The 24,297-nt window shown below is 37.5% G+C and carries 15 protein-coding genes; 12 read left to right on the top strand and 3 right to left on the bottom strand.

Going from position 1 to position 24,297, the window contains the following annotated elements; genetic code table 11:
- The first annotated feature begins 25 nt into the window (after positions 1-25).
- From K9M53_RS14415 to K9M53_RS14430, 4 genes are all read left to right on the top strand, one after another.
- Positions 26-670, top strand: coding sequence for an archaemetzincin (locus tag K9M53_RS14415; RefSeq protein ID WP_224016196.1), 645 nt, complete (start codon positions 26-28; stop codon positions 668-670).
- A gap of 37 nt (positions 671-707) precedes the next feature.
- On the top strand, positions 708-2,702 hold the full coding sequence (gene ispG / locus K9M53_RS14420; RefSeq protein WP_224016197.1) for a (E)-4-hydroxy-3-methylbut-2-enyl-diphosphate synthase: 1,995 nt from the start codon (positions 708-710) through the stop codon (positions 2,700-2,702).
- A 119-nt stretch (positions 2,703-2,821) separates the two neighbouring features.
- Positions 2,822-4,426 (top strand): L-aspartate oxidase, encoded by a 1,605-nt coding sequence (nadB, locus tag K9M53_RS14425; protein WP_224016200.1) that lies wholly within the window; start codon positions 2,822-2,824, stop codon positions 4,424-4,426.
- Between the two features lie 81 nt (positions 4,427-4,507).
- A complete protein-coding gene (locus K9M53_RS14430) occupies positions 4,508-5,386 on the top strand; it encodes a lysophospholipid acyltransferase family protein (RefSeq protein ID WP_224016201.1) in 879 nt (292 codons plus the stop codon).
- A 54-nt stretch (positions 5,387-5,440) separates the two neighbouring features.
- On the opposite strand, the gene K9M53_RS14435 is transcribed toward K9M53_RS14430, so the two are convergent.
- Positions 5,441-8,803 (bottom strand): vitamin B12-dependent ribonucleotide reductase, encoded by a 3,363-nt coding sequence (locus tag K9M53_RS14435; RefSeq protein ID WP_224016204.1) that lies wholly within the window; start codon positions 8,801-8,803, stop codon positions 5,441-5,443.
- 466 nt (positions 8,804-9,269) lie between these two features.
- On the opposite strand from K9M53_RS14435, the gene K9M53_RS14440 reads away from it, so the two are divergent.
- The 7 genes from K9M53_RS14440 (at position 9,270) to K9M53_RS14470 (ending at position 16,659) form a co-directional block, all read left to right on the top strand.
- Positions 9,270-10,160, top strand: a complete 891-nt coding sequence (locus K9M53_RS14440; protein ID WP_224016205.1) for an RDD family protein — start codon at positions 9,270-9,272, stop codon at positions 10,158-10,160.
- Between the two features lie 14 nt (positions 10,161-10,174).
- A complete protein-coding gene (gene dtd, locus K9M53_RS14445; RefSeq protein WP_224016207.1) occupies positions 10,175-10,627 on the top strand; it encodes a D-aminoacyl-tRNA deacylase in 453 nt (150 codons plus the stop codon).
- Positions 10,628-10,629: 2 nt separating this feature from the next.
- Positions 10,630-10,965 (top strand): nucleotide pyrophosphohydrolase, encoded by a 336-nt coding sequence (locus tag K9M53_RS14450; RefSeq protein ID WP_224016209.1) that lies wholly within the window; start codon positions 10,630-10,632, stop codon positions 10,963-10,965.
- A complete protein-coding gene (locus K9M53_RS14455; RefSeq protein WP_224016212.1) occupies positions 10,966-11,907 on the top strand; it encodes a hypothetical protein in 942 nt (313 codons plus the stop codon). It abuts the gene before it with no gap.
- An 84-nt stretch (positions 11,908-11,991) separates the two neighbouring features.
- Entirely contained in the window at positions 11,992-13,464 is a 1,473-nt protein-coding gene (locus K9M53_RS14460) for a glycine--tRNA ligase (protein ID WP_224016213.1), read from the top strand.
- 99 nt (positions 13,465-13,563) lie between these two features.
- Positions 13,564-14,721: a hypothetical protein gene (locus tag K9M53_RS14465; RefSeq protein ID WP_224016216.1), complete on the top strand. Its 1,158-nt coding sequence runs from the start codon at positions 13,564-13,566 to the stop codon at positions 14,719-14,721.
- A gap of 42 nt (positions 14,722-14,763) precedes the next feature.
- Positions 14,764-16,659 (top strand): hypothetical protein, encoded by a 1,896-nt coding sequence (locus K9M53_RS14470; RefSeq protein WP_224016217.1) that lies wholly within the window; start codon positions 14,764-14,766, stop codon positions 16,657-16,659.
- Here the strand turns inward: K9M53_RS14470 and K9M53_RS14475 are convergent, their stop codons facing one another.
- Positions 16,660-17,385: a ferredoxin--NADP reductase gene (locus K9M53_RS14475; protein WP_224016219.1), complete on the bottom strand. Its 726-nt coding sequence runs from the start codon at positions 17,383-17,385 to the stop codon at positions 16,660-16,662.
- Positions 17,386-17,569: 184 nt separating this feature from the next.
- Here K9M53_RS14475 and K9M53_RS14480 point away from each other — a divergent pair, with 184 nt between their 5' ends.
- Positions 17,570-18,856, top strand: coding sequence for a carbohydrate porin (locus K9M53_RS14480; RefSeq protein WP_224016221.1), 1,287 nt, complete (start codon positions 17,570-17,572; stop codon positions 18,854-18,856).
- Positions 18,857-18,986: 130 nt separating this feature from the next.
- Here the strand turns inward: K9M53_RS14480 and K9M53_RS14485 are convergent, their stop codons facing one another.
- The gene (locus K9M53_RS14485) at positions 18,987-24,266 is read right to left on the bottom strand and encodes a S8 family serine peptidase (RefSeq protein WP_224016241.1); all 5,280 of its coding nucleotides are present in this window, start codon (positions 24,264-24,266) and stop codon (positions 18,987-18,989) included.
- Positions 24,267-24,297 lie beyond the last annotated feature (31 nt).

A 24,297-nucleotide genomic window follows, 5' to 3' on the forward strand; every position in this document is an offset into this window, starting at 1 on the left:
AATATTGTGGAGTTTATCCTGAGGCATGAAGGATCGTTCTCTTGTACGGCACATCGTTATTCATCAAAGAATATTTGATATGTGGAAATACCTTCTCTTACTGTTGTTGTTCGGCTGTAATGAAAAGAAAGCGAATATTCCAACTGTAAAAGAAACAACCATTGTATTATTGCCTTACGAAGGATTTGACACTTCTCTTATCCCTTTTATTCAGCGACAAATAGACAGCTTTTATCATTGCAAGGTAATATGCTTAACTTCTGCTCAACTTCCGTCATTTGCATATTATAAACCAAGAAATCGCTATAAAGCAGACAGTCTTTTAAAATTTGAAAATCGTTTTTTAAAAGATAATGAGATAATAGTTGGATTGACAGGCAAAGACATTTCTACTAAAAAAGATTCTATTGGCGATTGGGGAATATTGGGTTATGGCGCTTGCCCGGGCAGCGTTTGTATTGTTTCAACGTATCGGTTATTAAGTTCGCCGGCTCTTTTTAAAGAACGATTCATCAAAATAATATTACATGAAATCGGGCATAATTTCGGGCTGCCGCATTGCAGTAATAATGTGGCATGTTTAATGAACGATGCGGAAGGTTCTATAAATACCGTAGATAAGGAGAAAAAATGGCTTTGTGATAAATGCCGCAAACAAATTAGTCTGTGATGGTTTAGTAGTAAATTTGCATCTCATATTGCATATTATGTACGCAGCAAGCATATCCACATACAAACGTTTAAAAACCCGTGAAGTAAAGATTGGCAATTTATTGTTGGGCAATGGTCATCCTATTCGGGTGCAAACCATGACCACCACCGATACAATGGATACTATGGCAACAGTAGAACAATCCATTCGTTGTATTGAAGCCGGCGCTGAACTGGTACGCATAACTGCACCATCAAAAAAAGAAGCAGAGAATTTACTCAACATAAAAAATGAATTGCGCAAAAGAGGTTATAACACACCGCTTGTAGCAGATATTCATTTCACACCAAATGCTGCTGAAATAGCTGCCACCATTGTAGAAAAAGTAAGAGTAAATCCCGGCAACTATGTTGATAAGAAAAAATTTGAACAAATTGAATATACGGATGCTGAATATGCAGAAGAGATAGAACGTATTCGTGAACGCTTTACGCCATTGGTTAAGATCTGTAAAGAGCATGGAACAGCTATGCGTATCGGAACCAATCACGGTTCGTTAAGCGATAGAATTATGAGCCGCTATGGCGATACGCCTAATGGAATGGTAGAAAGCGCTATGGAGTTTTTACGCATAGCACGAAACGAAGATTACCACAATATTATTCTCAGCATGAAAAGCAGCAATCCATTGGTAATGGTACAAGCGTATCGGTTGCTGATCGAGCACATGCAGGACGAGTTTGGTGAGTGTTATCCTTTGCATCTCGGTGTTACTGAAGCAGGTGATGGTGAAGATGGAAGAATAAAATCTGCCATTGGTATTGGAACCTTGTTGGAAGATGGTATTGGCGATACTATTCGGGTTAGTCTAACAGAAGATCCGGAATTTGAAATTCCCGTTTGTAAAGACCTGGTGAAAAGATATGCAGATGATAAACGTCAAACATCAGCCGATAAAGAAAATTTGACTTCGTTACCATATTCTCCATTTGAATATAAAAGAAGAGAGACAAATACAATTGATAATATTGGCGGACATCATGTACCTGTTGTTATCGCTGATTTTATGGAGGCTGCAACTATTGCCCATCAAGACTTGCAGGCAATTGGCTATACTTATAACGAACAAACAGATAAGTGGACTATTGGCGATACTGCTGCCGATTATATTTATTCGCATAATAAATTGATCGACTTTGCTTTGCCGGGCACTTTAAAAGTTATTTGCAATTATAAGGTTTGGAAGGGAGAAAGCGATCAACAAAAATATTTTCCATTATACAGCAGTAATGAATATTTAGAAATTACGGATCGTTCGCAGGTAATGAATTTTATTTCGTTAGATACAAACAGCGAAGTAACAAATGAAATATTGCAGGCAATACGTGCTGACAAAAAAGTGGTTTTATGCCTTTGGTCAACTGCGGCAAATGCCATGCAATCGGTAAGAAGCTTTGTAATAAAGCTGATGAATGAAAATATTACCTGCCCTGTTATTGTAGTTGTTGAAAGCCATGACAGCACAATCGATGAGCAGTTAATTCATTTTTCTGCAGAAAGCGGCGCATTGTTTTTAGATGGCATTGGCGATGGGATATGGCTGATAAACAATCCCGGAAAAATTCAAAACAATAAAATATCAGGCAGAACCTATTTGCCAACAAAAAATAATCATCAATTTTTAAATAACACTTCATTCTCTATTTTACAGGCTGTTCGTACAAGAATATCTAAAACAGAATATATCAGCTGCCCAAGTTGCGGAAGAACATTGTTTGAGCTACAGGAAACAACTGCAAAGATTCGGGCAAGAACCAATCATTTAAAAGGATTGAAGATCGCTATCATGGGCTGCATAGTAAACGGCCCCGGTGAAATGGCTGATGCAGACTTTGGTTACGTTGGCAGCGGCGTTGGGAAAATAACGTTGTACAAAGGCAAGGAAATTGTAAAACGAAATGTAGACAGCGCTGTAGCGGTAGATGAATTGATTAACTTATTAAAAGAAAACGATGCCTGGGTGGAACCTTTGGCAGTAGTTGCTCAATAAAGAGCATCAGTATAAGTGAGTGATACTTCGTTCCTCAGGATAAACTCCATGATGATGAATAACGAACGATTGTTTGTAACAAAATAAATAACATCAATAAACTCTCTCTTAAAAATAGCATGCAGACAGACTTCTTGGTTATAGGCAGCGGGATAGCAGGACTAACTTATGCTTTAAAAGTAGCACAGGATTGCCCGGATAAAACAATTACGATTCTTACAAAAACACAAAGCGATGAAACCAATACCAAGTATGCGCAAGGTGGTATTGCCGGCGTAATGGATGCAGATAAGGACAGCTTTGAAAAACATATTGAAGACACATTGATCGCCGGCGATGGATTGTGTAATGAACATGTTGTTGAAATTGTTGTGAAAGAAGGTGTAGACAGGATCAAGGAGTTGATCGAGTGGGGTGCACAGTTTGATAAAGCGCCTGATGGAGAATTTAAGTTAGGTAAAGAAGGCGGACATAGCGAATACAGAATATTGCATCATAAAGATTTTACCGGCAGAGAAATGGAAAGAGCATTGCTGGAAAAGATCAAAACCTTACCAAACATCAAACTGGTAAGTCATTGCTTTGTGCTGGATCTGATAACACAACATCATTTAGGATATTTAGTAACTAAATCTACGTTGGATATTGAGTGCTATGGTGTGTATGTGTTGAACCTGAATACGCAAAAGATTGAAAAGATATTAGCGAAGATCATTTTACTGGCCAGCGGCGGCAACGGACAAGTATATCGAACTACAACAAACCCTGCCATTGCAACAGGAGACGGTGTAGCAATGGTATATCGTGCAAAAGGACGTATTGAAAATATGGAATTCATCCAGTTTCATCCAACGGCTTTGTACGAGCCGGGCGTGCGTGGACAATCGTTCTTAATTACAGAAGCAGTACGTGGTGATGGCGGTATTTTACGCAATGCAGACGGTGAGGCATTCATGGAAAAATATGATGCCCGCAAAGACCTTGCACCAAGAGATATTGTAGCAAGAGCTATCGATAATGAAATGAAGATCGGCGGTACGGAAAATGTTTATCTTGATTGTCGCCACATGCCGAAAGAAAAATTCCTTGAACATTTTCCTACTATTTATGACAAGTGTTTGAGTATAGGCATTGACGTTACCAAGCAAATGATCCCTGTGGCGCCTGCGGCGCATTATAGCTGCGGCGGTATTAAAACAGATGAATACGCACGCACATCTATCAAAAATTTATATGCCGCAGGTGAATGCGCTTCAACAGGCTTGCATGGCGCCAATCGTTTAGCAAGTAATAGTTTGCTGGAGGCTATGGTATTTGCACACAGAGCTTATTTGGATGCTATAGAAAGAATAAATGGTATTAAGCAAATTGATGAAAACCTTATTCCGGGCTGGAATGCAGAAGGAACCAATAAGCCAAAGGAAAAAATCCTTATCACACAAAGTTTAAAAGAATTGAAATTGCTGATGAGTGATTATGTGGGTATTGTTCGTAACACAGAGCGTTTGCATCGTGCCAATAAACGCTTAGATCTGCTGCATGAAGAAACGGAAGTATTATACGAAAAGACAGAAGTATCCCCACAGCTTTGCGAATTACGCAATATGATCACTGTCGCGTATCTTATTGTAAAAAGCGCAGAATTCAGGCATGAAAGCAGGGGCTTACATTATACAACGGATTATCTTTCTAAAAGCGATAAGGTTCAAAACATTGTTTTGTAATTTTTTAGTCAGCATTTGACTTTCAATTAAGCATAGTTGTGTCACTCCCTTGTACGGCATACCTTTGTGCAACAATTGGCTATGTATTATATTGTTTACGGAATATTTTATTTGTTATCATTACTTCCCTGGCGAATTATTTATATCATAAGTGATTTTGCTGCTTTCTTACTATACCGTGTATTCAAATACAGGAAACCGGTTGTTATGAATAACCTGCTAATAGCTTTTCCTGAAAAAACAGAAACAGAAAGAGAAAAAATAGCGAAAGAATTTTATTCCAATTTCACTGATAACTTTATTGAAGTAATAAAGCTGTTATCCATTTCAAAAAAAGAATTGAATAAACGTTTCCAATGTAATTATGAAGTGATGAATGATCTGTACGATAGCGGGATCAACATACAGCTTTTACTATCGCACCAGTTTAATTGGGAAATTGCCAACCCTGCATACGCTGCCAATCTTCAATATCCATTTGTAGTAGTTTATATGGGTATCGCTAATGAAACATTCAAGAAACTTTTTTATAAGATACGGTCACGATATGGTTCTCTATTAGTAGGCGCCTGGCAGTTCAGAAAAGATTTTGCTCCTATTTCCAAAGACAGGTTTGTGCTGGCTTTAGTGGGAGATCAAAGTCCTGTAGATGCTTGTTATTGGCTTCCGTTTTTTGGAAAACTAACTGCTTTTGTAAAAGGTCCTGAAAAAACGGCCCGCATGTACAAAACTGCAATAGTGATGGGCAATTGCTATAAATTAAAAAGAGGGCATTATAAAACGGAATTGACCTTACTAACCACCGACCCTAATAGTTTACCTCATGGAGAAATAACAAAGAAGATGGCCGCTTTCATGGAAGATTCTATTCGCCAACATCCATCCAATTATTTATGGAGCCACCGCAGATGGAAAAGAGAATATAATGAAGAACATCATCAAAAAGATCTTTTGGTATAAAAAAAGCCGTTCGAAAAATTCAAACGGCCTTTGTTTATGCTGAGTTCTATTTCACTAACTGCAACCCATGCTGTTTCCACAATTCAAACATTTGTAACAAGTACCACTGCGAATAGTAATATGACCGCAGGTATTACAGGCAGGCGCATCGCTTTGCATCGATTTTAAATAATTCTGTGTGCTATCCCCGGCATTGACCATAGCAGTTTTTTGAGCCTTTGCCGGTTGAGGTGCGGCACTTCCCAATACTCGTACTTCACTTAATTCAGGTTTACGTTCTCCAATAGTTGGCGAAGCTTCATCCCAACTTTCATCGCCTAAATTTTCCACTTCAGGCTTATCCAACACATGAACCAGATCGTTTCTGCCTAAATATTCATACGCTAATGAGCGGAAGATAAAATCAATGATTGATGTGGTAGTTTTAATATTCGGATGATCTACCATTCCGCTTGGCTCAAAACGTGTGAACACAAATTTTTCTACAAACTCTTCTAAAGGCACGCCGTATTGTAATCCGATTGAAATAGCGATAGCAAAACAGTTGAGCATGCTGCGCATTGTTGCTCCTTCCTTCGCCATATCAATAAATATTTCTCCAACAGTTCCATCACTGTATTCACCGGTGCGAAGGAACAATGCCTGTCCGTTTATTTTTGCTTTTTGTGTAAAGCCCCTACGTTTTGCAGGTAATGTTTTGCGTTCTACAATTTTTGCAAGTTTACCTTTCAATGTTGTATCCGGACTGCTTTGCATGCGCTTGCTTACTTCATCCAGCAACTCATCAATAGTAAGCTTGCTCATATCCACTATTGTAGGTTGACTCGCTTCTGATTGTTCCACTTCATTTATCGTCTGTGCGTTATCGCTAGTTTCCGTTTTCTTTTTCTTGTCTGATTTGTTGCTGAGCGGTTGAGATAATTTAGACCCATCACGATACAGTGCATTTGCTTTCAAACCTAGTTCCCAGCTTAGGCGATAGCTATCTGCGATCTCTTCTACTGTGGCTTCGTTTGGAAGATTGATCGTTTTGCTGATAGCACCACTTAAAAATGGTTGCGCAGCTCCCATCATGCGAATGTGCCCGTGTGCATGAATATAACGCTGGCCTTTTTGTCCGCATTTATTAGCACAATCAAATACAGAAAGATGTTCTTCTTTTAAATAAGAAGCGCCTTCTACCGTCATTGTGCCGCAAACATATTCGTTGGCTTTTTCAATCTGTTCATCGGTAAATCCTAATGCTTCCAATAAGCTCCAGCCAAAATCATTGTATTGTTCAGGCTTAAATCCTAACCGTTGTAAACAAGCTTCTCCTAACGTATACACATTAAATACAAACCCGATTTCAAAAGCGCTAGCCATAGATGCATCCAGCTTTGCTATTTCTTCTGTAATAAATCCTTTCTCACTTAATGATTGATAATTTATGTAAGGGGCACCCTTTAATGTAGCATGCCCTTTAGCATAATTTACGATCTCTTCTATTTCCTTTTCGTTGTATTGGAGGTTGCGCAAGGCCTGGGGAACGCTTTGGTTAATGATCTTGAAATAACCACCACCGCTTAATTTTTTAAATTTCACTAAAGCAAAATCAGGTTCAACACCTGTAGTATCGCAATCCATTACCAAACCAATTGTTCCTGTTGGAGCAATTACAGTAGTTTGTGCATTGCGGTAGCCATATTTTTCTCCTAACTGAACCGCATCATCCCATGCTTTGGTAGCGGCTTTCAGTAAATAGTCAGGACAATACCTTGCATTGATACCTTGAGGCTTTATTTCCAATCCTTCATATGCATCCGTAGCATCATACGCAGCTGCACGATGATTACGCATTACACGCAACATGTGCTTTTTATTTTCTGAATATTTAGCAAAAGGACCTAAGATGCTTGCCAGCTCTGCAGAGGTTTTATAAGCAATGCCCGTCATGATCGCTGTAATAGCACCTGCAATTCCTCTTGCCTCTTCACTATCGTAAGCAATACCGCTTACCATTAACATACTACCCAGGTTTGCATAACCTAAACCAAGCGTACGATAATCATAACTTAATTGTGCTACTTCTTTAGATGGGAACTGCGCCATTAAAACGCTTACCTCTAATACAACTGTCCACAAACGGGAAGTATATTCAAAGCCTGTAACATCAAAACTATTATCAGCCTCATTAAAGAAACGACGAAGGTTGATAGAAGCAAGATTACAAGCCGTATTATCTAAGAACATATACTCACTGCAAGGGTTAGACGCATTTATGCGACCACCCTCAGGACAAGTGTGCCATTCATTAATGGTAGTATCGTATTGAGTTCCCGGATCAGCGCAGCGCCACGCAGCGTAATTAATTTGATTCCACAATTCTCTTGCCTTCACCGTCTTCATTACTTTGCCGGTGCTTCTTGCTTTCAATTCCCAATCGCCATCTTCATCCAATGCTTTAAAGAAAGAGTTAGGAATACGAACAGAGTTATTGCTGTTTTGTCCGCTTACTGTTTTGTACGCTTCGCCTTCATAATCGTGAGAATAGCCCGCAGCAATTAAAGCCGCTACTTTTTTCTCTTCCTCCATTTTCCAGTTTACAAATTCCTGTATTTCGGGATGATCTAGATCCAGACAAACCATTTTAGCTGCACGACGTGTAGTACCGCCACTTTTAATAGCGCCAGCAGCTCTATCACCAATTTTTAAAAAGCTCATTAATCCGCTGGAAGTACCGCCGCCACTCAATTTTTCGCCATCTCCCCGAATGCTGCTAAAGTTAGTGCCCACACCACTTCCGTATTTAAATATTCTTGCTTCACGAACCCAAAGGTCCATAATGCCACCGTCATTCACCAGGTCATCATCTACACTTAATATAAAACAAGCGTGAGGTTGAGGGCGTTCGTAAGCCGAGGTTGATTTCTTTAATTGATCGTCGGCAGGATCTACATAATAATGTCCTTGTGGCTTTCCGGTTATTCCATACACTTCATGTAATCCTGTATTAAACCATTGAGGGCTGTTAGGTGCACAAGATTGATTTAATATACTATACACCAATTCATCGTAAAATATATCAGCATCTTTTTGCGAAGCAAAATAATTATAACGCTCGCCCCAAACCCTCCAGCAATGCGCCATTCGATGTGCTACCTGCTTTATCGTTGTTTCTCTGCCTGTCGTGCCATCACCTTGCGGTACACCTGCTTTACGGAAATATTTTTGTGCCAATATATCTGTAGCGATCTGGCTCCATTGCTTTGGCACTTCCACATCTTCCATCTTAAACACTACCTCTCCGGTAGGATTTTTTATCACGGATGTACGATAATCGTACTCGAACATATCGTAGGGAGATACTCCATCTTTTGTAAACTGCCGACTAAACTGCAGTCCGCCTTTGGCGACTTGTTTTTTACTGTTTGGCATACAAATAAATTGGTTAGTAGATTAAGAATTGTTTTTGCGATGTGCGTTAACGAAAATATTTTTTCATTTCCAGATTTCCTCATGGTAAATATCAACAGTTGTGGAAAAGGACTGTGAATATTTTCGTAATTCAGCAGCATGGCTGCCTTTCACTTTTATGCACATTAGTGTAACAAAATAGTAGCCGAAAAGATTGGTTTTTTCGTTAAAATTTTCATAGGCTGATTTTAGTGTGTTTGGCATTCATCAACACTCTAAAATGCCTGATTTTATTGGATATTTTTGGTCCTGTTTATTGAAAGCTAAGCCTAGTCTTGACTGTATCCGAGAAGACATTCTCAATGCCTTTCAATCGTAAAATTACTAGCGAGTTCAACTGATGGTTTTGAAGGGTCAAGTACATTTAAAATCTATTGGACTCAATTATTTTATTAGTATTTTGACGCTTATAAAAAAGTATTTGTTGATGAAAAATTTTACCGGGCAATTAAAAATATTTTCTATTGTTTTAATTATTGATATTATTTGGGAATTATACGAGTGTATTATATATATAATGAGAATACCTTCATTTCATTGGATATTATACGATTGGACTTTTTATGTTTTTATTGGAACGCCCTTATTGGGTCTTACCGGCTCAATTATTTCTTTCACCAGCAGTTTCAAAAAAAATTCATTGTTAATCCTTTTTTTAAGCATCCGTATAATAGCCATACCTATCATACTTTTGGATTATTGTCACTTTTTGGCAAAAAAACCTGATCTATTTGACATAACAGCAGCAAAAGTTCCTCTTTCAATTCATATAATAATATGTACAGAACTGGCAATCTATATTTTTTTCATTTATGCATTTGGGCTGTTATGTAAACATAAAAAAGCAAGAATTGATACCATCAATTATGAAACCGGCACTGTTCATGAAATCGTATTGGCAAATCGAAAACAAAGATTTATTAATCGCTTAGTAGATACTTCGCTCCTGACTTTTATGTTATATTGTTCAGCATTGGCAATTATTCGAAATAATCTTTTTACTCCATGGAGCACAGGAAGTGGTTATATGGACTATTATATATTTTTAATTCCTTTTGAATTACTTTATTATTTGCTTTTTGAAGGAGTATTCAGAATGACACCCGGTAAATATTTAACAGGCACTATTGTCATAGATGCCGAAGGAAACAAAGCTGGTTTGGGGCGAATTATTAAACGTACTTTATCACGCTTTATTCCTTTTGATGCTCTTACATTTTTAAAAGGTGATGCTATTGGCTGGCACGATTCTATTTCCCACTCGTATGTGGCAAAAAGTATTACTATTACTGAAGATGACAATACAGTACCTTCATAACAATCATATTTATTTTGAAAACAGTTATACAAAGAGTAGCACACGCAAGTGTAACTATTAATGGCACGGTAAAATCAAAAATCAATACCGGCCTACTAATATTAATTGGTATTGAAGATGCCGACACAAAAGAAGATATTGAATGGCTAAGCAACAAAATAATAAACCTGCGCATATTTGATGATGAAAACAAAACACCCAACATTTCTGTAAAAGATATTGATGGCGATATTTTATTGGTGAGCCAGTTTACATTACACGCTTCTACTAAAAAAGGGAATCGCCCGTCTTATATAAAAGCAAGCAAGCCCGATATTGCGACACCATTGTATGAAAGTATGATCGTGCAATTAGAAAAGGATCTGGGTAAGAAAATTTATACGGGTGAGTTTGGTGCAGATATGAAAGTATCTTTATTGAATGATGGCCCGGTGACGATTATCATTGATACAAAAAATAAAGAATAACGATGCAAGAGTTAACTATTAAAGAAGCGCAACAAAAAGTTGATAAATGGATAAAAACAGTTGGTGTTCGTTATTTTAATGAATTGACCAATTTGGGAATATTGATGGAAGAAGTAGGTGAGCTTTCAAGATTAATGGTGAGAAAATATGGAGAACAATCTTTTAAAGAAACTGATAAAGGAAAAGAATTAAGCGATGAAATGGCTGATGTGTTATGGGTACTGATCTGCCTGGCAAATCAAACAGGCGTTGATCTGACTGAAGCATTGCAAAAAAACTTTGAGAAAAAAAATATTAGAGATGCGGAAAGGCATCAGAACAATGAAAAATTAAAATAAATGGAATATACCGACCTGCCCTTATCGGTAAGAATAGACCGTGCTACTGAGTTTGCCATCATTTTAAGTAATGAGCCCAACAAAACACCGGAACTGGTAATAGCAGAGCTGGCTCAAACATTTTCATTATCAAACGAAGAAGCCAGGCAAGCCTACATTGCATCCAAAACAAAATTTGCGGATGAATATTCAGCAGCGCAAAAAAACAAGCTATATTTTTATATCAGCGCATTTATAGCCGGTATTGCAGGAACTGTTTTATACTTTTTCTTTTCTAAAGAAGCAGGTGGGTTTTTCATGATATTTTCAATGTTTTTTTTATTTACCAGTATTGGGATAGTTATACAACTCATAAAATCCAAATCAGAAGACTTCTTTATAAAAAGAGAAAGCTTACGGACATTATCAAAAAAGTTAAAGAAAAATTTTTTAGTGCAGATATTTCCGGTTCTTTTTATCTTTTTTGTTATAACATTTTGGCAAAATTTTCTTACACATATTTATACTGAAAAAGATGTAGAATTTCGTCCTTTTGTACTCAAAGATGAAATTCATTTAAAATCAACCGGGGGTAAAAGCCCGCAAAATTATTTTGAATTCAAATTCGAGGATTATAATCCGGAGTTCAATTTCTACCATGACGAATATCGCTTTGCTAATTCTATTCTTGGGTTTTACAATTTGAAAAAAGGCGATACGGTAATTGTTGGGATTTTAAAAGAAGACATGAGCAATTTATACCAAGGCCCTATGTTTTCCAGCAATAATACGATCATGGATATTCAAGTAAAAGGAAAGGGTATCATTGATTATGCCTATCGGTACAAAAAGTTAAAAAGCGAACATTCCCGATGGTTTAACATTGTGTCATTATTATTCGTCCTCGACATAATAAGCATCTACTTTTTAGCACGATATCATTTAAAGCAAAGAACTACCTGACATTAGATGCAAGGTTTTAAATCCAGCGAAAAACAAATACCGGGTGCATAATCAAACTATAATTTCAGCTATTTTTGCACCCTTATGGCAAACGAAACAACTATTTTCCAGGAATTAATTTCTCATTGTAAAGAATACGGATACATTTTTCAATCCAGCGAAATATATGATGGCTTAAGTGCTGTGTATGACTATGGACAAAACGGCTCACAGCTAAAAAAGAATATCCGCGATGAATGGTGGAAAAGCATGACGCAACTGCATGATAACATTGTTGGCATTGATGCCGCCATTTTCATGCATCCTACTACCTGGAAAGCCAGCGGGCACGTCGATAATTTCAGCGATCCGATGATCGATAATAAGGACAGCAAAAAACGTTATCGTGTTGATCATTTGATTGAAGGCTTTGCAGATGAGCTAAAAGCCGATGGCAAGAAAGAAGAAGCTGAAGGCGTGTTAGCAGCAATGGACGCTTTATTAGCAAAAGATGATTATGCAGGATTAAAAAAATTAATTGAAGACAATAAAATAAAATGTTCTGTAAGCAAAACAAGTAACTGGACAGATGTTCGCCAGTTTAACCTGATGTTTAAAACAGAGTTTGGTGCAGTGGCTTCTGAAAATCCTGATGACAATATTGTGTATTTACGCCCTGAAACAGCGCAAGGAATTTTTGTGAACTTTTTAAACGTGCAAAAAACCGGCCGTATGAAAATACCTTTTGGTATTGCACAAACCGGGAAAGCATTTCGTAATGAAATTGTTGCCCGCCAGTTTATTTTCCGCATGCGTGAATTTGAACAAATGGAGATGCAATTCTTCATTCGCCCCGGCACACAAATGGAATGGTATAACTATTGGAAAGAAACAAGAAAGAAATGGCATGAGAGCTTAGGCATTCCTTCTAATAAACTGCGCTTTCATGATCACGTTAAATTAGCACATTACGCTGATGCGGCGCTTGATATTGAATTTGAATTTCCTTTTGGCTGGAAAGAGTTGGAAGGTATTCACAGCAGAACAGATTTTGATCTAAGCCAGCACCAGATCTACAGTAAAAAGAAATTACAATATTTTGATAATGATGTTGACCCTGCAACAGGGAAACCTTATGGCAACTACATTCCATATGTATTGGAAACATCGGTTGGCTTGGACAGGCTATTCTTAACCATTCTTAGTTTAGCTTACGCAGAAGAAAAATGGACGAAAGAGGATGGAACAGAGGACAGTCGTGTTATATTGCGTATTCCTGCAAAAATTGCTCCTACTAAATTAGCCATATTGCCATTAGTAAAAAAAGATGGCTTACCTGAAATTGCAAAAGAATTGTACGATGATTGCAAACAATCTTTTCATTGTTTTTATGAAGAGAAGGATGCCATTGGAAAACGTTACCGCCGCATGGATGCAATCGGCACACCATTTTGCGTTACGATCGATCATCAAACAAAAGAGGATCAAACCGTTACCATTCGTTACAGAGATACAATGACACAAGAACGCATTTCTTTAAACGAAGTAAAAAAGTTAGTAATAGATAAAATAAGCTAATGGTGTTGCCAGTGACGGTTAAATAGCTGTTAATTGAGAAAATAAAATAGCACGATTTACTAAAGAGGTTTTCTTTTGCTGAAATAATTTTATCGGCTAATGAAAAATAAAATAGCTGCATGGTGTTTGGCAAGTTTACTAACGATTGTTGCCCATGCACAGCAAAGCGCATCACCTGTTACCATCAGTTATGATGTGAGCGATAAAAAAGATTCTGTATTCTTGACAGTTAACGCAGTTCCTAATACCAAACCGGGCACATTAATGGTAACGGTATCATCACCCATTGCCTTAAAAACTGATACTTCTTTTTACCCAGTAATAGATATCAGCTCAGCCATTGCATTAGTGATCCCTCCCAATTTTCGCTCAAATTCAATGCAGGTAAAAGCTTTTTTTTATCCCAAAATATTTTCTATAAGCGGGCAGGTGGTCAGCAAAGTAAAAGGTCGTAGTATTAATGCAATGGTAGTAACCGATAATCAGCGTTTATATAATAAAGCATTACAGCTTACAGAAGGTGACTTTTTTACATTACCGGCATTGGTATTTGAAAATAAAGCTTCTCTCATTTTTAATTATGCTGATGATAAGAGGAAAGTTCATCCTGATGTAACGATTACACAGAAGCCAATCCCTTCCGATTTTACTAATTTAATATTCAGCACGGAAATCATTTTTACAGCGCCAATTAAAAAAGACTCTACAGGCAAACCTATGCCGGGGAATTATAGTATCAATGCAGACAGCTTAGATAAAAAATTTAAAAATATTCAAGGTGTAACAGTAACGGGTGTACGAAAAAGTAATGCAGAAAAATTTAACGAAGAAAATTCATCTCCTGAATTCCAGGACATTAATGAGCGAGTAATTGATTGCTTAGACAATGACGATGTTTTATCTTTCCCGGATTGCTTAACGTTTTTACAAACAAAAGTTCCCGGACTGCGTGTCAACATTGATAAAATGGGTGAAAGTGAAGTGATATGGAGAGGCAAGCAGGTGAATGCCTTTTTTATTGATGAGATACCCGTGGAGATAGAATCTTTCTTAAGTGTAAACCCGTTGGATATTGCTATTATTAAAACATTTCCTCCGCCTTTTACCGGCGCAGGTTTCGGCAGCGGAAACGGAGGCGCTATTGCTATCTATACCCGTAAAGGAGAATACAGAAGACCGGATGCAACCGCCAATCAATGGCTATTTTCAGTAAAAGGATACTCAGCTCCCATACATGTTTTATTTAATGATAAGTAAGCTGCCGGTTTTTATATCCCAATAATCTTTATTTTTAATGATATGAAAAAGACCCTCTCTTTTCTTATCATTTACTTTTCTCTTTCCGTATGCTCTGCCCAGGAAAGTCTGCCATCTTATCCCACTATCTTGCGATATTATTTTTCCCGTCATCCTGAAGATGGCAACTATGAAAATGTAGTAAATTTTGCAAAGAAAAAAGACGGCTGGTTTTTACAGAGAATAAACCAAGTAACCCATGAAGTTTCAAGTGAACGACCGTATTGGTTAAAGAAAGATAAAACCTTTATTGACACAGTTGCTTTGCTAAAAGATGCTGATGAGGATATTGAAAAAAATGTAACGGGCTATTTAGGCTCCGGCACAAACATTTATGATTGGTATAGTTATGAACGTTGCCCATATTATGGATACAATGGATGGGATGTTGATGTAATAAAAGATTTTGAAGACAAAAAAAATCTTTCAGATACTATTTTGGACGGCCTACTAAGAGCTTACGGCCGCTATTCAGGAAGATATACCTGGTATCAATACGGCGGAGATCCATTAACAAATGATACGTTGCAAAGAAAACTAAGTACGCTTGAACTTCCTTCTTCTGCAAGAATAGATAAGGCTGTTTATTATTTGCAGAAATCCATTGAAACAGCAAAAAGGTTACGAGCTCTCAACCCTGATTATGTCACATTAGTCGGGAATGCTGATTTGAAAGTCTTTAATGAGCAAATGAAAGCTTACAGTCAAATGACGATGGCTTTACAGGATAAAAAAGCAAAAGAATTTATTGTTAATACCGAATTAGACAGCCCCTATATTTTACAAGCTAAAAACTATCTTAATTCATGCCCGCCCAATACTATTCTTTTTACATATGGAGACAATGATACTTATCCTTTGTGGTATGTGCAAGAAAAAGAAAATTATAGAAAAGATGTTTCAGTAATTAATACCAGTTTATTAAGCATGCCAGTCTATTTGGATATGCTAAAAAAAACAAATGCGGTAACATTCACAACCGATGCAGATCAATATGGCAAAAAGTTTTTTGAAGTATTTTATTTTTCAGAAAACAAATCTATACCTAAATACAAGAGTATTCCCTTATCGTCACTCTTAAATACAATACGCAATAGGACATATCATGCTACGTTCGACGATAGCATTGCTTCTTACCCATACAAACAATTTGTATTTGACGATTTTTCAAAATTAATTGATGAAAGCAAGTCTTCATTTCAATCTGATGATGACTCCCAGGATATTACAACAGAGCCCATTATTCAATTAAATTCTTACTTATTAAATGGCGACTTTATGGTGTTTGATATCATTAACGAGAATGCCGGCATACGACCTATTTACTTCACCACCGCCACATATACGGGCTATTTTAACGATTGGCTTCAACAGAATGGAATTTGTTATCATTTTGCCTCTTCAGAAACGTTACAAGATGATTCTGCAAAAACAGTAACAGAAGATAAGCTTGAAAATTTTGTACAGACCATTTACAAAACTCCATTGATAATATATAATGGTCATAAGACGATCTCTTTTGATGGCAACAATACTTTTTTTCCATTGTATTCAACCATTGCAAATTTTTATCTTACTAAGGATGATAAAGACCATGCGAATTACTGGCTTAATAAAGCGTTGGACGAAGCTCATTTTATTGCAACAAATAATATACCTGCGGCATGCATGTTAATGGGTCCGCTTGCCGATGCAGGAAATAATAAAAAAGCGAAGGAATTATGTGAACTCTATGCTACCTATATCTATAATAAGTATAATCATCCATCAGCAATAGAAGGATATCTATCTAAAAAAGATTGCTATGCAACATTAACATCGCTAAGAGATTTCTTAGAAGGTATTACTGTTGACAATTCAATGATTAAAAAATTAATGGATGATGTAGAAAGAAATTAATTATCCATACAATTCCTGGTGAATGGCTTTTCTATCGTAGCCCAAAGCCTGGATCGTTTGTTTAGCTTCATCGATCATTGCCTTCCATCCGCATAAAAAGAAGCAGGCAGGCTGTGTTTCTTTACATAATTCTTTGTAAACAGTGTGCACATATCCTTTTCCTGCACCATCCCACTCCTCTCTTGATAATACCGGATGGTAATGAAAGGTTGGTAGTTCTTTTTCCAATTGCCTGAACTCATCGTAATACAACAAGTCTTTTTGTGTACGGCAACCGAATATTAAATGAACGTTTTTATGCTCTAATCCTTTTAGTTTGATATGATTGGCCATGCTGCGGAAAGGTGCAATACCGGTTCCGGTGGCAATTAAGAAAATATCTTTCTGAAAATTTTCTTCATGAAGATTGAATACACCAACGGGTCCGCGTAATGTCAATTCGCTTCCTTCTTTTACTTCATTAAAAAGATAGGTAGTACCAGCACCCCCATCTAATAGCACAATGCATAATTCAAACACATTGGTTCCATCAGGCCAACTGGCAATGGAATAACTGCGCCAGCGCTTATTAGGTTTCTCGTGAATGGGTAGATCCAGCGTAACAAACTGTCCGGGTTTAAAATCGAAAGATGTTAGTTCGGGAACTTGTATAAAAAAGCGACGTGTATTATAAGTTTGCTGTTCAATTTTGATCACCTTACCGGTGCGCCAAGGTTCTACAGGCATAATCGTTGTTTTTAAAAATTTCGCAATGATACAAAGAAAATTTTTGGCAGGTAAGATTATATCCGCAAACGATTTCGTTAAGTTAACTATCAATTATAGCGAATATGCGATATTTGCGCACTTTTAATAAATGAAGATTTAATTGAATACTGCAATGAAGCAATTGTTTAGCCTTATATCGCTTATGCTCGTACTATGCCGGGTACATGCCCAAATCGGCGATTCTGTAAAAGAAGAAAGATTTTCTATTCATGCACAAACAACCATAATCAACCAGTATAAGCCTCCTTTTAGTGCAGCTTACACCGGTAAGAACAGTTTACTTACCGGAGAAGAAAGCAAAACTTCTATTACCTCTACTTTTTTTGCCGGGATGAGGTTGTGGAAAGGAGCAAGTATTTTTATTAATCCTGAGATTGCAGGCGGTTCCGGTTTAAGTGAAGCATTGGGAGTTGCTGATGCTACCAATGGAGAAACCTTTCGTGTTGGCGACCCTGCTCCAAAAATTTACCTTGCCCGGCTGTTTTTCAAACAGATCTTTTCGTTAAGTAATAAACAAATTTTTCAACAAGATGATCTTAACCAGTTAGCTACCACTATTCCTGACAAGTACTTGGCAGTAACCATTGGAAAAATCGGCATGGCTGATTATTTTGATAACAATAAATATAGTCACGATCCCCGTACTCAGTTTATGAGCTGGTCTTTAATGAGTAATGGTGGATGGGATTATCCGGCCAATACAAGGGGTTATACTCCCAGCGTTGTATTGGAATATATTTCTCCAAAAAATGAAGTAAGATATGCGATATCGTTAGTTCCGGTAGTTGCTAACGGCAATGAAATGAACTGGAGCATTGGAAAAGCAAGCTCGCAGACTATTGAATATACACACAGGTATAAATTGTATTCCAAAGAAGGCGCTATCAGGTTGTTGGGATTTTACACTTCTGCCAATATGGGTAATTATAATCAAAGCATTGCTTTGGATCCAATCAATCCTTCTATTGAAGACAGCAGAAAATATGGCAATACCAAATATGGATTTGGCATTAATGCCGAACAGGAGATCACAAAAGATCTTGGATGTTTCTTTAGAGCAAGCTGGAATGACGGCAACAATGAAACCTGGATGTTTACCGAAATAGATCACAGCATCAGCGCCGGATTGTCTACAACAGGTGAAAAGTGGAAAAGAGAAAATGATAACGCAGGGATCGGTTATGTAGCCTCAGGCATTTCAAAACCTCACCAAGATTATTTAAAAGCAGGTGGCAACGGCTTTATGCTGGGAGACGGCAATTTGACCTATGGATGGGAACACCTGGTAGAATTTTATTACTCTGCCGAATTGGTGAAGAACCAAATTTATCTTACCGGTGCTTACCAGCTATTGATAAACCCCGGTTATAATGCAGACAGGCAGGGACCTGTTAATATACTATCTATCCGGTTGCATGCAAGGATATAATTGGACCTTGTTGACAGATAACTATTGCCGATGGGCTGCCGGATGGAAGCGTCACCGTAGCGCAGCGAAGGTATAGCGTACAGCCGGAACTACTGTTGAATAATGCTCAACTGTTGAAAGCCCCTGTTTTTTATTGTACTATTATTTTTTGTGAAGACGTTGAAGTTTCAGTAAAGATTTTTAATTGATAAACACCTTTTGCAATACCGGAAATATTCAAGGAATTATTATTGCCCTGTAGTTGAAACCTTCGGATGATCTTGCCGGAAACATCCAACAACAAAGCTTCTGTACAATTTTTTGAACTTGCAATAAATAACTTACGATTGGTTACGGGGTTGGGATATACAACTATAGCAGATGCATTGTTGTCAAAATTCACTTGTTGTATGGCTGAATAAGAAACGCTGCCATCAGCATCGGCAACTTTTAACCGGTAATAATTTATTACTAACGGCGATGCATCAACGAAATTATATTGCTGATTTAAATTTGAATTAGTAGCCGGCACAATACCAATATCTGTAAATATTTTTCCGTCGCTGCTTCTTTCAATAATGAATTGATCAAGGGAATTTTCGCTTTGCGTTTGCCAATTCAATGCCACTTTTGAATTTTGTTTATTAGCTATAAAAGATACCAGCTTTAAAGGCAGGGCGCTATCATTGTTAATGCCACCTTTGTTTAACCAAAACTCACCGAATTTCGACACATCATATTCAGCATAATAACCATTATCATAGGGAATAATATCCGTACTATCCGGAGTAATGAACGAAAACAATCCGGTTAGATTATCTGCCAGCGTACCATTTTCATCTGCCAGGCTACCATTATATTGCGTAACGCCTAATTGGTAGGCATTCTGTGGTCTTGTACAATTAGCACAGCCCACATCGGTTAGCAAACGATTGACTTCTGAATCAGTAAAATAAAAACGCACTGCTACCATTCCCGATGGTTGACCGGTTGGTCTGATAACAATATTTCTATTAAGGTAATATTGATCATTCGCATACCGGGTAGAGCCGTTATACGGGTACACGCTAACGTTAGTTATTCCTAAATTATTTCCATTGGCATTTATAGACACAACCCGTTTATTGTTTGCTGTAAAATGAATCCAGTTATTTCCACTTACGTTTTGCGATAAAGAAGTGATGGGCGTATCTGTATATACCGCTGCTTTATCAAAAATGTGAAAGTCATCTATCCCTGCCCCTTCATAAGTTACACCATCATCTGCATTCATTACAAACCGAAAACGCACATTAGTGCCCTTTGTTGGTATATCAATACTTGCCACATGCCATATGGTGTTGGAGTTGCGCCAGTTTCTTGTGGCAGAATCATACCAATTTGTTCCCTGTTTAAAATCACCAAGCTTTTGCCAATTAGTACCATCAGTTGAATATTCAACCCAGCTAAAATCAAAATCTTGTTCTAATTGTAAAATATGACTGAATGAAAGTACGGGTTGGTTTAAACTGCTTAGATCGAAACAAGGCGTATATAAATACGATTGCTCATTGTTATTGTAATTGCCTGTTAAGTTGGTTGTCCATATATAGTTTCCATTAGGCGCCTTATTGATAATGGTTTTTGCAGGCGCTCCCCATTGCCAGGTAGAATTAGTGCCTTGTGCATAAAACTGCCCGTTGTTATTTTCAAAACCCTGTAAGTATGGATATGTAGTAATTACAGGACTGTTATGTAAGGAATAATTTTTTACACTATCATTGATGGAGTAAGTATCCCCCGGAAATTTAACCCAGGCATTAATGGAATAATCTACATAAGAAGAAAGATTCGCCTTGGTAGTAAAGGTATAATCAACAGCGCTGTTGGCAGCAATTGAAGGAATTATTTCCGTTACAACCGTTCCATTATTTACCTGGTAATTAACAGGCACATTGGCAACTGCAGTATTATTATAATTTTTTACACGTATTGAAATGGGATTGGCGCTTGATAAACCGCAACCATTTTTTGAAGGCGATAAAATGCTGGCGACTGATAGATCATTGAACACTTGCTTCAGTGTCATATCGTCAAATGTAAATCCATCATCCAGGTCAGATTGGGGAACGGGTGTGTTGGCAGAAGTATAGCCCTGCTCTCCAAATCGTATTTGAAAAGTAGGGGTGATCGCTTGTGAAGGAGTAGCGCTATTCAACAGATCATTTATATTAAAGTTGCCATGCTGCCATTGTCCGAATGCGGGTTGATTAGCATATAAATTATACGCTTCCACCCAATTGTCATTTTCGCTGCCGCGAATCCATATCCTGTTATTAGGAGAGTCTGCCATACCCTGGCTTCTATAGTAAAAATCATAACGGAGTTGAGTACCCGAAAAAGCACTTAGATTATAACTGGCAAATGCCGTACTGGTGGTATAGTTTTTTTGATAAGGGGTCTGATCTAACGTAAGTGCTTTAGTGCCCGAACGTGAAAAACCCGTATTGACAAAGGTTCTTGCTCTTCCATAAACTGAAGAAGCGGTGAAATCAAACGCATCGTTACCAACAAAACCTAAGGTAGGATTTCTATATTCGCCAACGGCAGATGTTTCAAACGTTTCTATTATGGGTAAAGAAGCTATTACAGAATTGTCCAAAAGTTTCACTGCTTTATACGCTGTATCATTCTGATGATTAGAGTCGGCAACATTAGTAGTCCAGGCTTTAAAGTTATAATGAAATGCTGATGTATCATATACGTAAGGCGTAGTAAAGGTATAATCGTAAGTGCCTTTAGCAGGCACTGTTGCAGTAATAGTTTCTGTTGCTATGCCACCTTCACTATTGTATGAAACAGTAATAGGTCCGGCTACATCCGTACTGCCTAAATTTCTTATTCGAACTTTTACAGGCTTAACTGCATTACCGGCATTAGCAAAAAATTTCCTGGCCGTATTAGGCTCTAATATCGAATCAACTTTTATATCTCCATTAAATATAGTTGCTGTACAGGCACCGCCCGATGGAGTAATATTTACAGATAAAGAGCGCCTACCTGCCGCCGAATCTTTTTTTGCTGCAACACCAAACCAATACTGCTTATTCTTATCCAGGTTTTTAACCAAAAAATTGGTATCGATTGTATTGGCAATTACCATCATGCTATCGCCAGACATCTGCAATATGTTATATGAAGTAGCGCCGGCAATACTGTTCCATTTTAATGAAACATAACCCTGGCAAGCATTGAAAGCGGTAACGACGGGTCGGCCCAATATGGTGATACCGAATTTACTTTGATCACTATAACTAGTTCCATTAGTGGAAATTCTTATTAAAGCTTTGTTAGTAACAGTAGCAGGCACAGTCCATGTATAAGAACGGGCATTGGCAATGGCGTTATTAATAACATTCCATACGTTGCCGCTATCTGTCGAATACTCCAATGTAAATGTTTTGCTTTCACTTCCATATACATTCCACCTGATCAATTCAGATTCGCCGGGTACCCATGTTTCGCCGCCGTAAGGATATTGCAATGTTATGGAAGAATCCAGTATTTCATAAGCAACAATATAATCCTGCGGACCATAAGGAACATTATATCCATTTACGTTAACCGTATAAGTTCCTGCCACAGGATCATTGATCGTTACCTGCTCAATATTATTAGTATGATCTGCGCCTTCTACAGCATTATTATTTACACTACCGGGAGAAGGATTTAAAATAAGAGGCTTATGTATGGTAACGCCACCAGGTTCAGCAACAGTAAGATCCAGATCATTTATTAAAGCGGTAGCTGCGTTAATAGCAGCTTCTTTATCACTCCAGTACAACATTACTTTTAGCTTCCTTGCATTTTTAGGAATTGTAATAGTATGCGTTGCATTTGCATTGTTGGTTATGGTATTAATAAAATAACGATTACTATCCAGGTCCTCTACAGCTCTTTTTGTATTCAACATGCCAAAACCAAATCTAAAATCCGGCCCGGGGTTTCCCAGATCTTCTGCACTGTTGCAAAGCAATGCTTTTAATAATGCAGCTTTAGGATTAGTGCCGCCATTTGATCTCCGGTAATCTTCATATAATAAAGCCAGAGAACCTGTTACTGCAGGAGCTGCCATACTGGTACCGCTTGTAGTAAGATAATTATTATTAGTAATGGTAGATGTTACGTTTACTCCTCCCGATACTATTTCGGGTTTAATGCGTCCGTCTTTTACAGGTCCGCAACTACTTAATCCCGCAATAGTATAATTGGAATTATCCATAGCGCCGACCGTCAATACATTTTTTGCGCTTTGCCAACCTGATTTTACAGTAGCAAATGAATTTGAGTAGGGAGAACAGTTAGTACCCCCATCGTTTCCGGCTGCAATTATATGCATTAACTGTGGTGTATTTTTCAATTGCCAATCTATATAATTGCTCAGCACATCATATTTTCCTTCACCTGTACATCCTGCATCAACCGAATAATAAGAGTTATTGGTGACTACCATATTATTGTCTGCCAAATAAGTAACTGCATTTATTATTATACCGGTAAAATATTGATTGATAAGAGTGGCTTTAGGTGCCATGCCATGATATTTTACATCGATGATACCTGCACCTGCCAATGTTCCTGCCACATGTGTTCCATGATCATCCGGGTACCAGGGAGTGCGCATTATCAGCTTATTGGTAAGGTCAATATGAGTAGACATATCTGCATTGTCACCAATACCTACAGTTACACCTCTGCCTAATAAATTTTTACCTCCTACAGCCTCTAACGCACTCACACCATGTGCTGCAACACTATTATAATTAAGCGTTTTGTCTTTTAATGTTTGTAAGGTTACGGAACTTACGAAAGGCAATGCAGCAATGGCATTTATCAGCTTTGTATCAATTTCAATAAATATAGAGGATGGCGCTTCGAACTTGTTCGTTATTAAAACAGCACCCAATTTCTCCAGTTCAGCCTCCGCCGTTTTTCTATCAATAGATGAAATAAAATTAACAGCAATGCACTTAAAATCTTCTTTATTGTAGGATGGTTGATAACTGGTTAGATCAGCATCAATTTTATAAGCAGAAGGAATAACACCGACAGCAATAATATTTAATTTTTGTGCCTGCAAAAAATCAAAGTCATTTCGGATGCTTGCAAAATAACTGTTAGCAGGTAAATAATCACTTAATTCAATACCGGCAGTTTTTAGCTGTTCAATTTCAGTTACAGTGGGTATTGATGCGAATTGCAATAACACAAAGTATTTATCATCATATAAGGCGGTCTTTATTTTCTCTTTTTTGAAAATTTTTGATGATATGTTCTTTTCTATTTTATAGTTTCCATTTGAAAAGTGCACCGGTTTTATCTCCTGCGCAAATGACCGTGTACAAACTAAAGAAAAAAGGATTGTCAGAAATGGTAGGCAACTTTTTCGCATTCAAAAATATTTATTGGATTTCACAAGGTTT

Origin of the sequence: Ferruginibacter albus, assembly GCF_020042285.1 — a bacterium.
In the GTDB taxonomy this organism is placed as follows: Bacteria; Bacteroidota; Bacteroidia; order Chitinophagales; family Chitinophagaceae; genus Ferruginibacter; species Ferruginibacter albus.

What these genes read in the sequence shown, in the direction of transcription:
- K9M53_RS14415 (WP_224016196.1), top strand. Translation starts at nt 26, where the DNA reads ATGAAGGATCGTTCTCTTGTACGGCACATCGTTATTCATCAAAGAATA.
- ispG (WP_224016197.1), top strand. Translation starts at nt 708, where the DNA reads ATGTACGCAGCAAGCATATCCACATACAAACGTTTAAAAACCCGTGAA.
- nadB (WP_224016200.1), top strand. Translation starts at nt 2,822, where the DNA reads ATGCAGACAGACTTCTTGGTTATAGGCAGCGGGATAGCAGGACTAACT.
- K9M53_RS14430 (WP_224016201.1), top strand. Translation starts at nt 4,508, where the DNA reads ATGTATTATATTGTTTACGGAATATTTTATTTGTTATCATTACTTCCC.
- K9M53_RS14435 (WP_224016204.1), bottom strand. Translation starts at nt 8,803, where the DNA reads ATGCCAAACAGTAAAAAACAAGTCGCCAAAGGCGGACTGCAGTTTAGT.
- K9M53_RS14440 (WP_224016205.1), top strand. Translation starts at nt 9,270, where the DNA reads ATGAAAAATTTTACCGGGCAATTAAAAATATTTTCTATTGTTTTAATT.
- K9M53_RS14450 (WP_224016209.1), top strand. Translation starts at nt 10,630, where the DNA reads ATGCAAGAGTTAACTATTAAAGAAGCGCAACAAAAAGTTGATAAATGG.
- K9M53_RS14455 (WP_224016212.1), top strand. Translation starts at nt 10,966, where the DNA reads ATGGAATATACCGACCTGCCCTTATCGGTAAGAATAGACCGTGCTACT.
- K9M53_RS14460 (WP_224016213.1), top strand. Translation starts at nt 11,992, where the DNA reads ATGGCAAACGAAACAACTATTTTCCAGGAATTAATTTCTCATTGTAAA.
- K9M53_RS14465 (WP_224016216.1), top strand. Translation starts at nt 13,564, where the DNA reads ATGAAAAATAAAATAGCTGCATGGTGTTTGGCAAGTTTACTAACGATT.
- K9M53_RS14470 (WP_224016217.1), top strand. Translation starts at nt 14,764, where the DNA reads ATGAAAAAGACCCTCTCTTTTCTTATCATTTACTTTTCTCTTTCCGTA.
- K9M53_RS14475 (WP_224016219.1), bottom strand. Translation starts at nt 17,385, where the DNA reads ATGCCTGTAGAACCTTGGCGCACCGGTAAGGTGATCAAAATTGAACAG.
- K9M53_RS14480 (WP_224016221.1), top strand. Translation starts at nt 17,570, where the DNA reads ATGCTCGTACTATGCCGGGTACATGCCCAAATCGGCGATTCTGTAAAA.
- K9M53_RS14485 (WP_224016241.1), bottom strand. Translation starts at nt 24,266, where the DNA reads ATGCGAAAAAGTTGCCTACCATTTCTGACAATCCTTTTTTCTTTAGTT.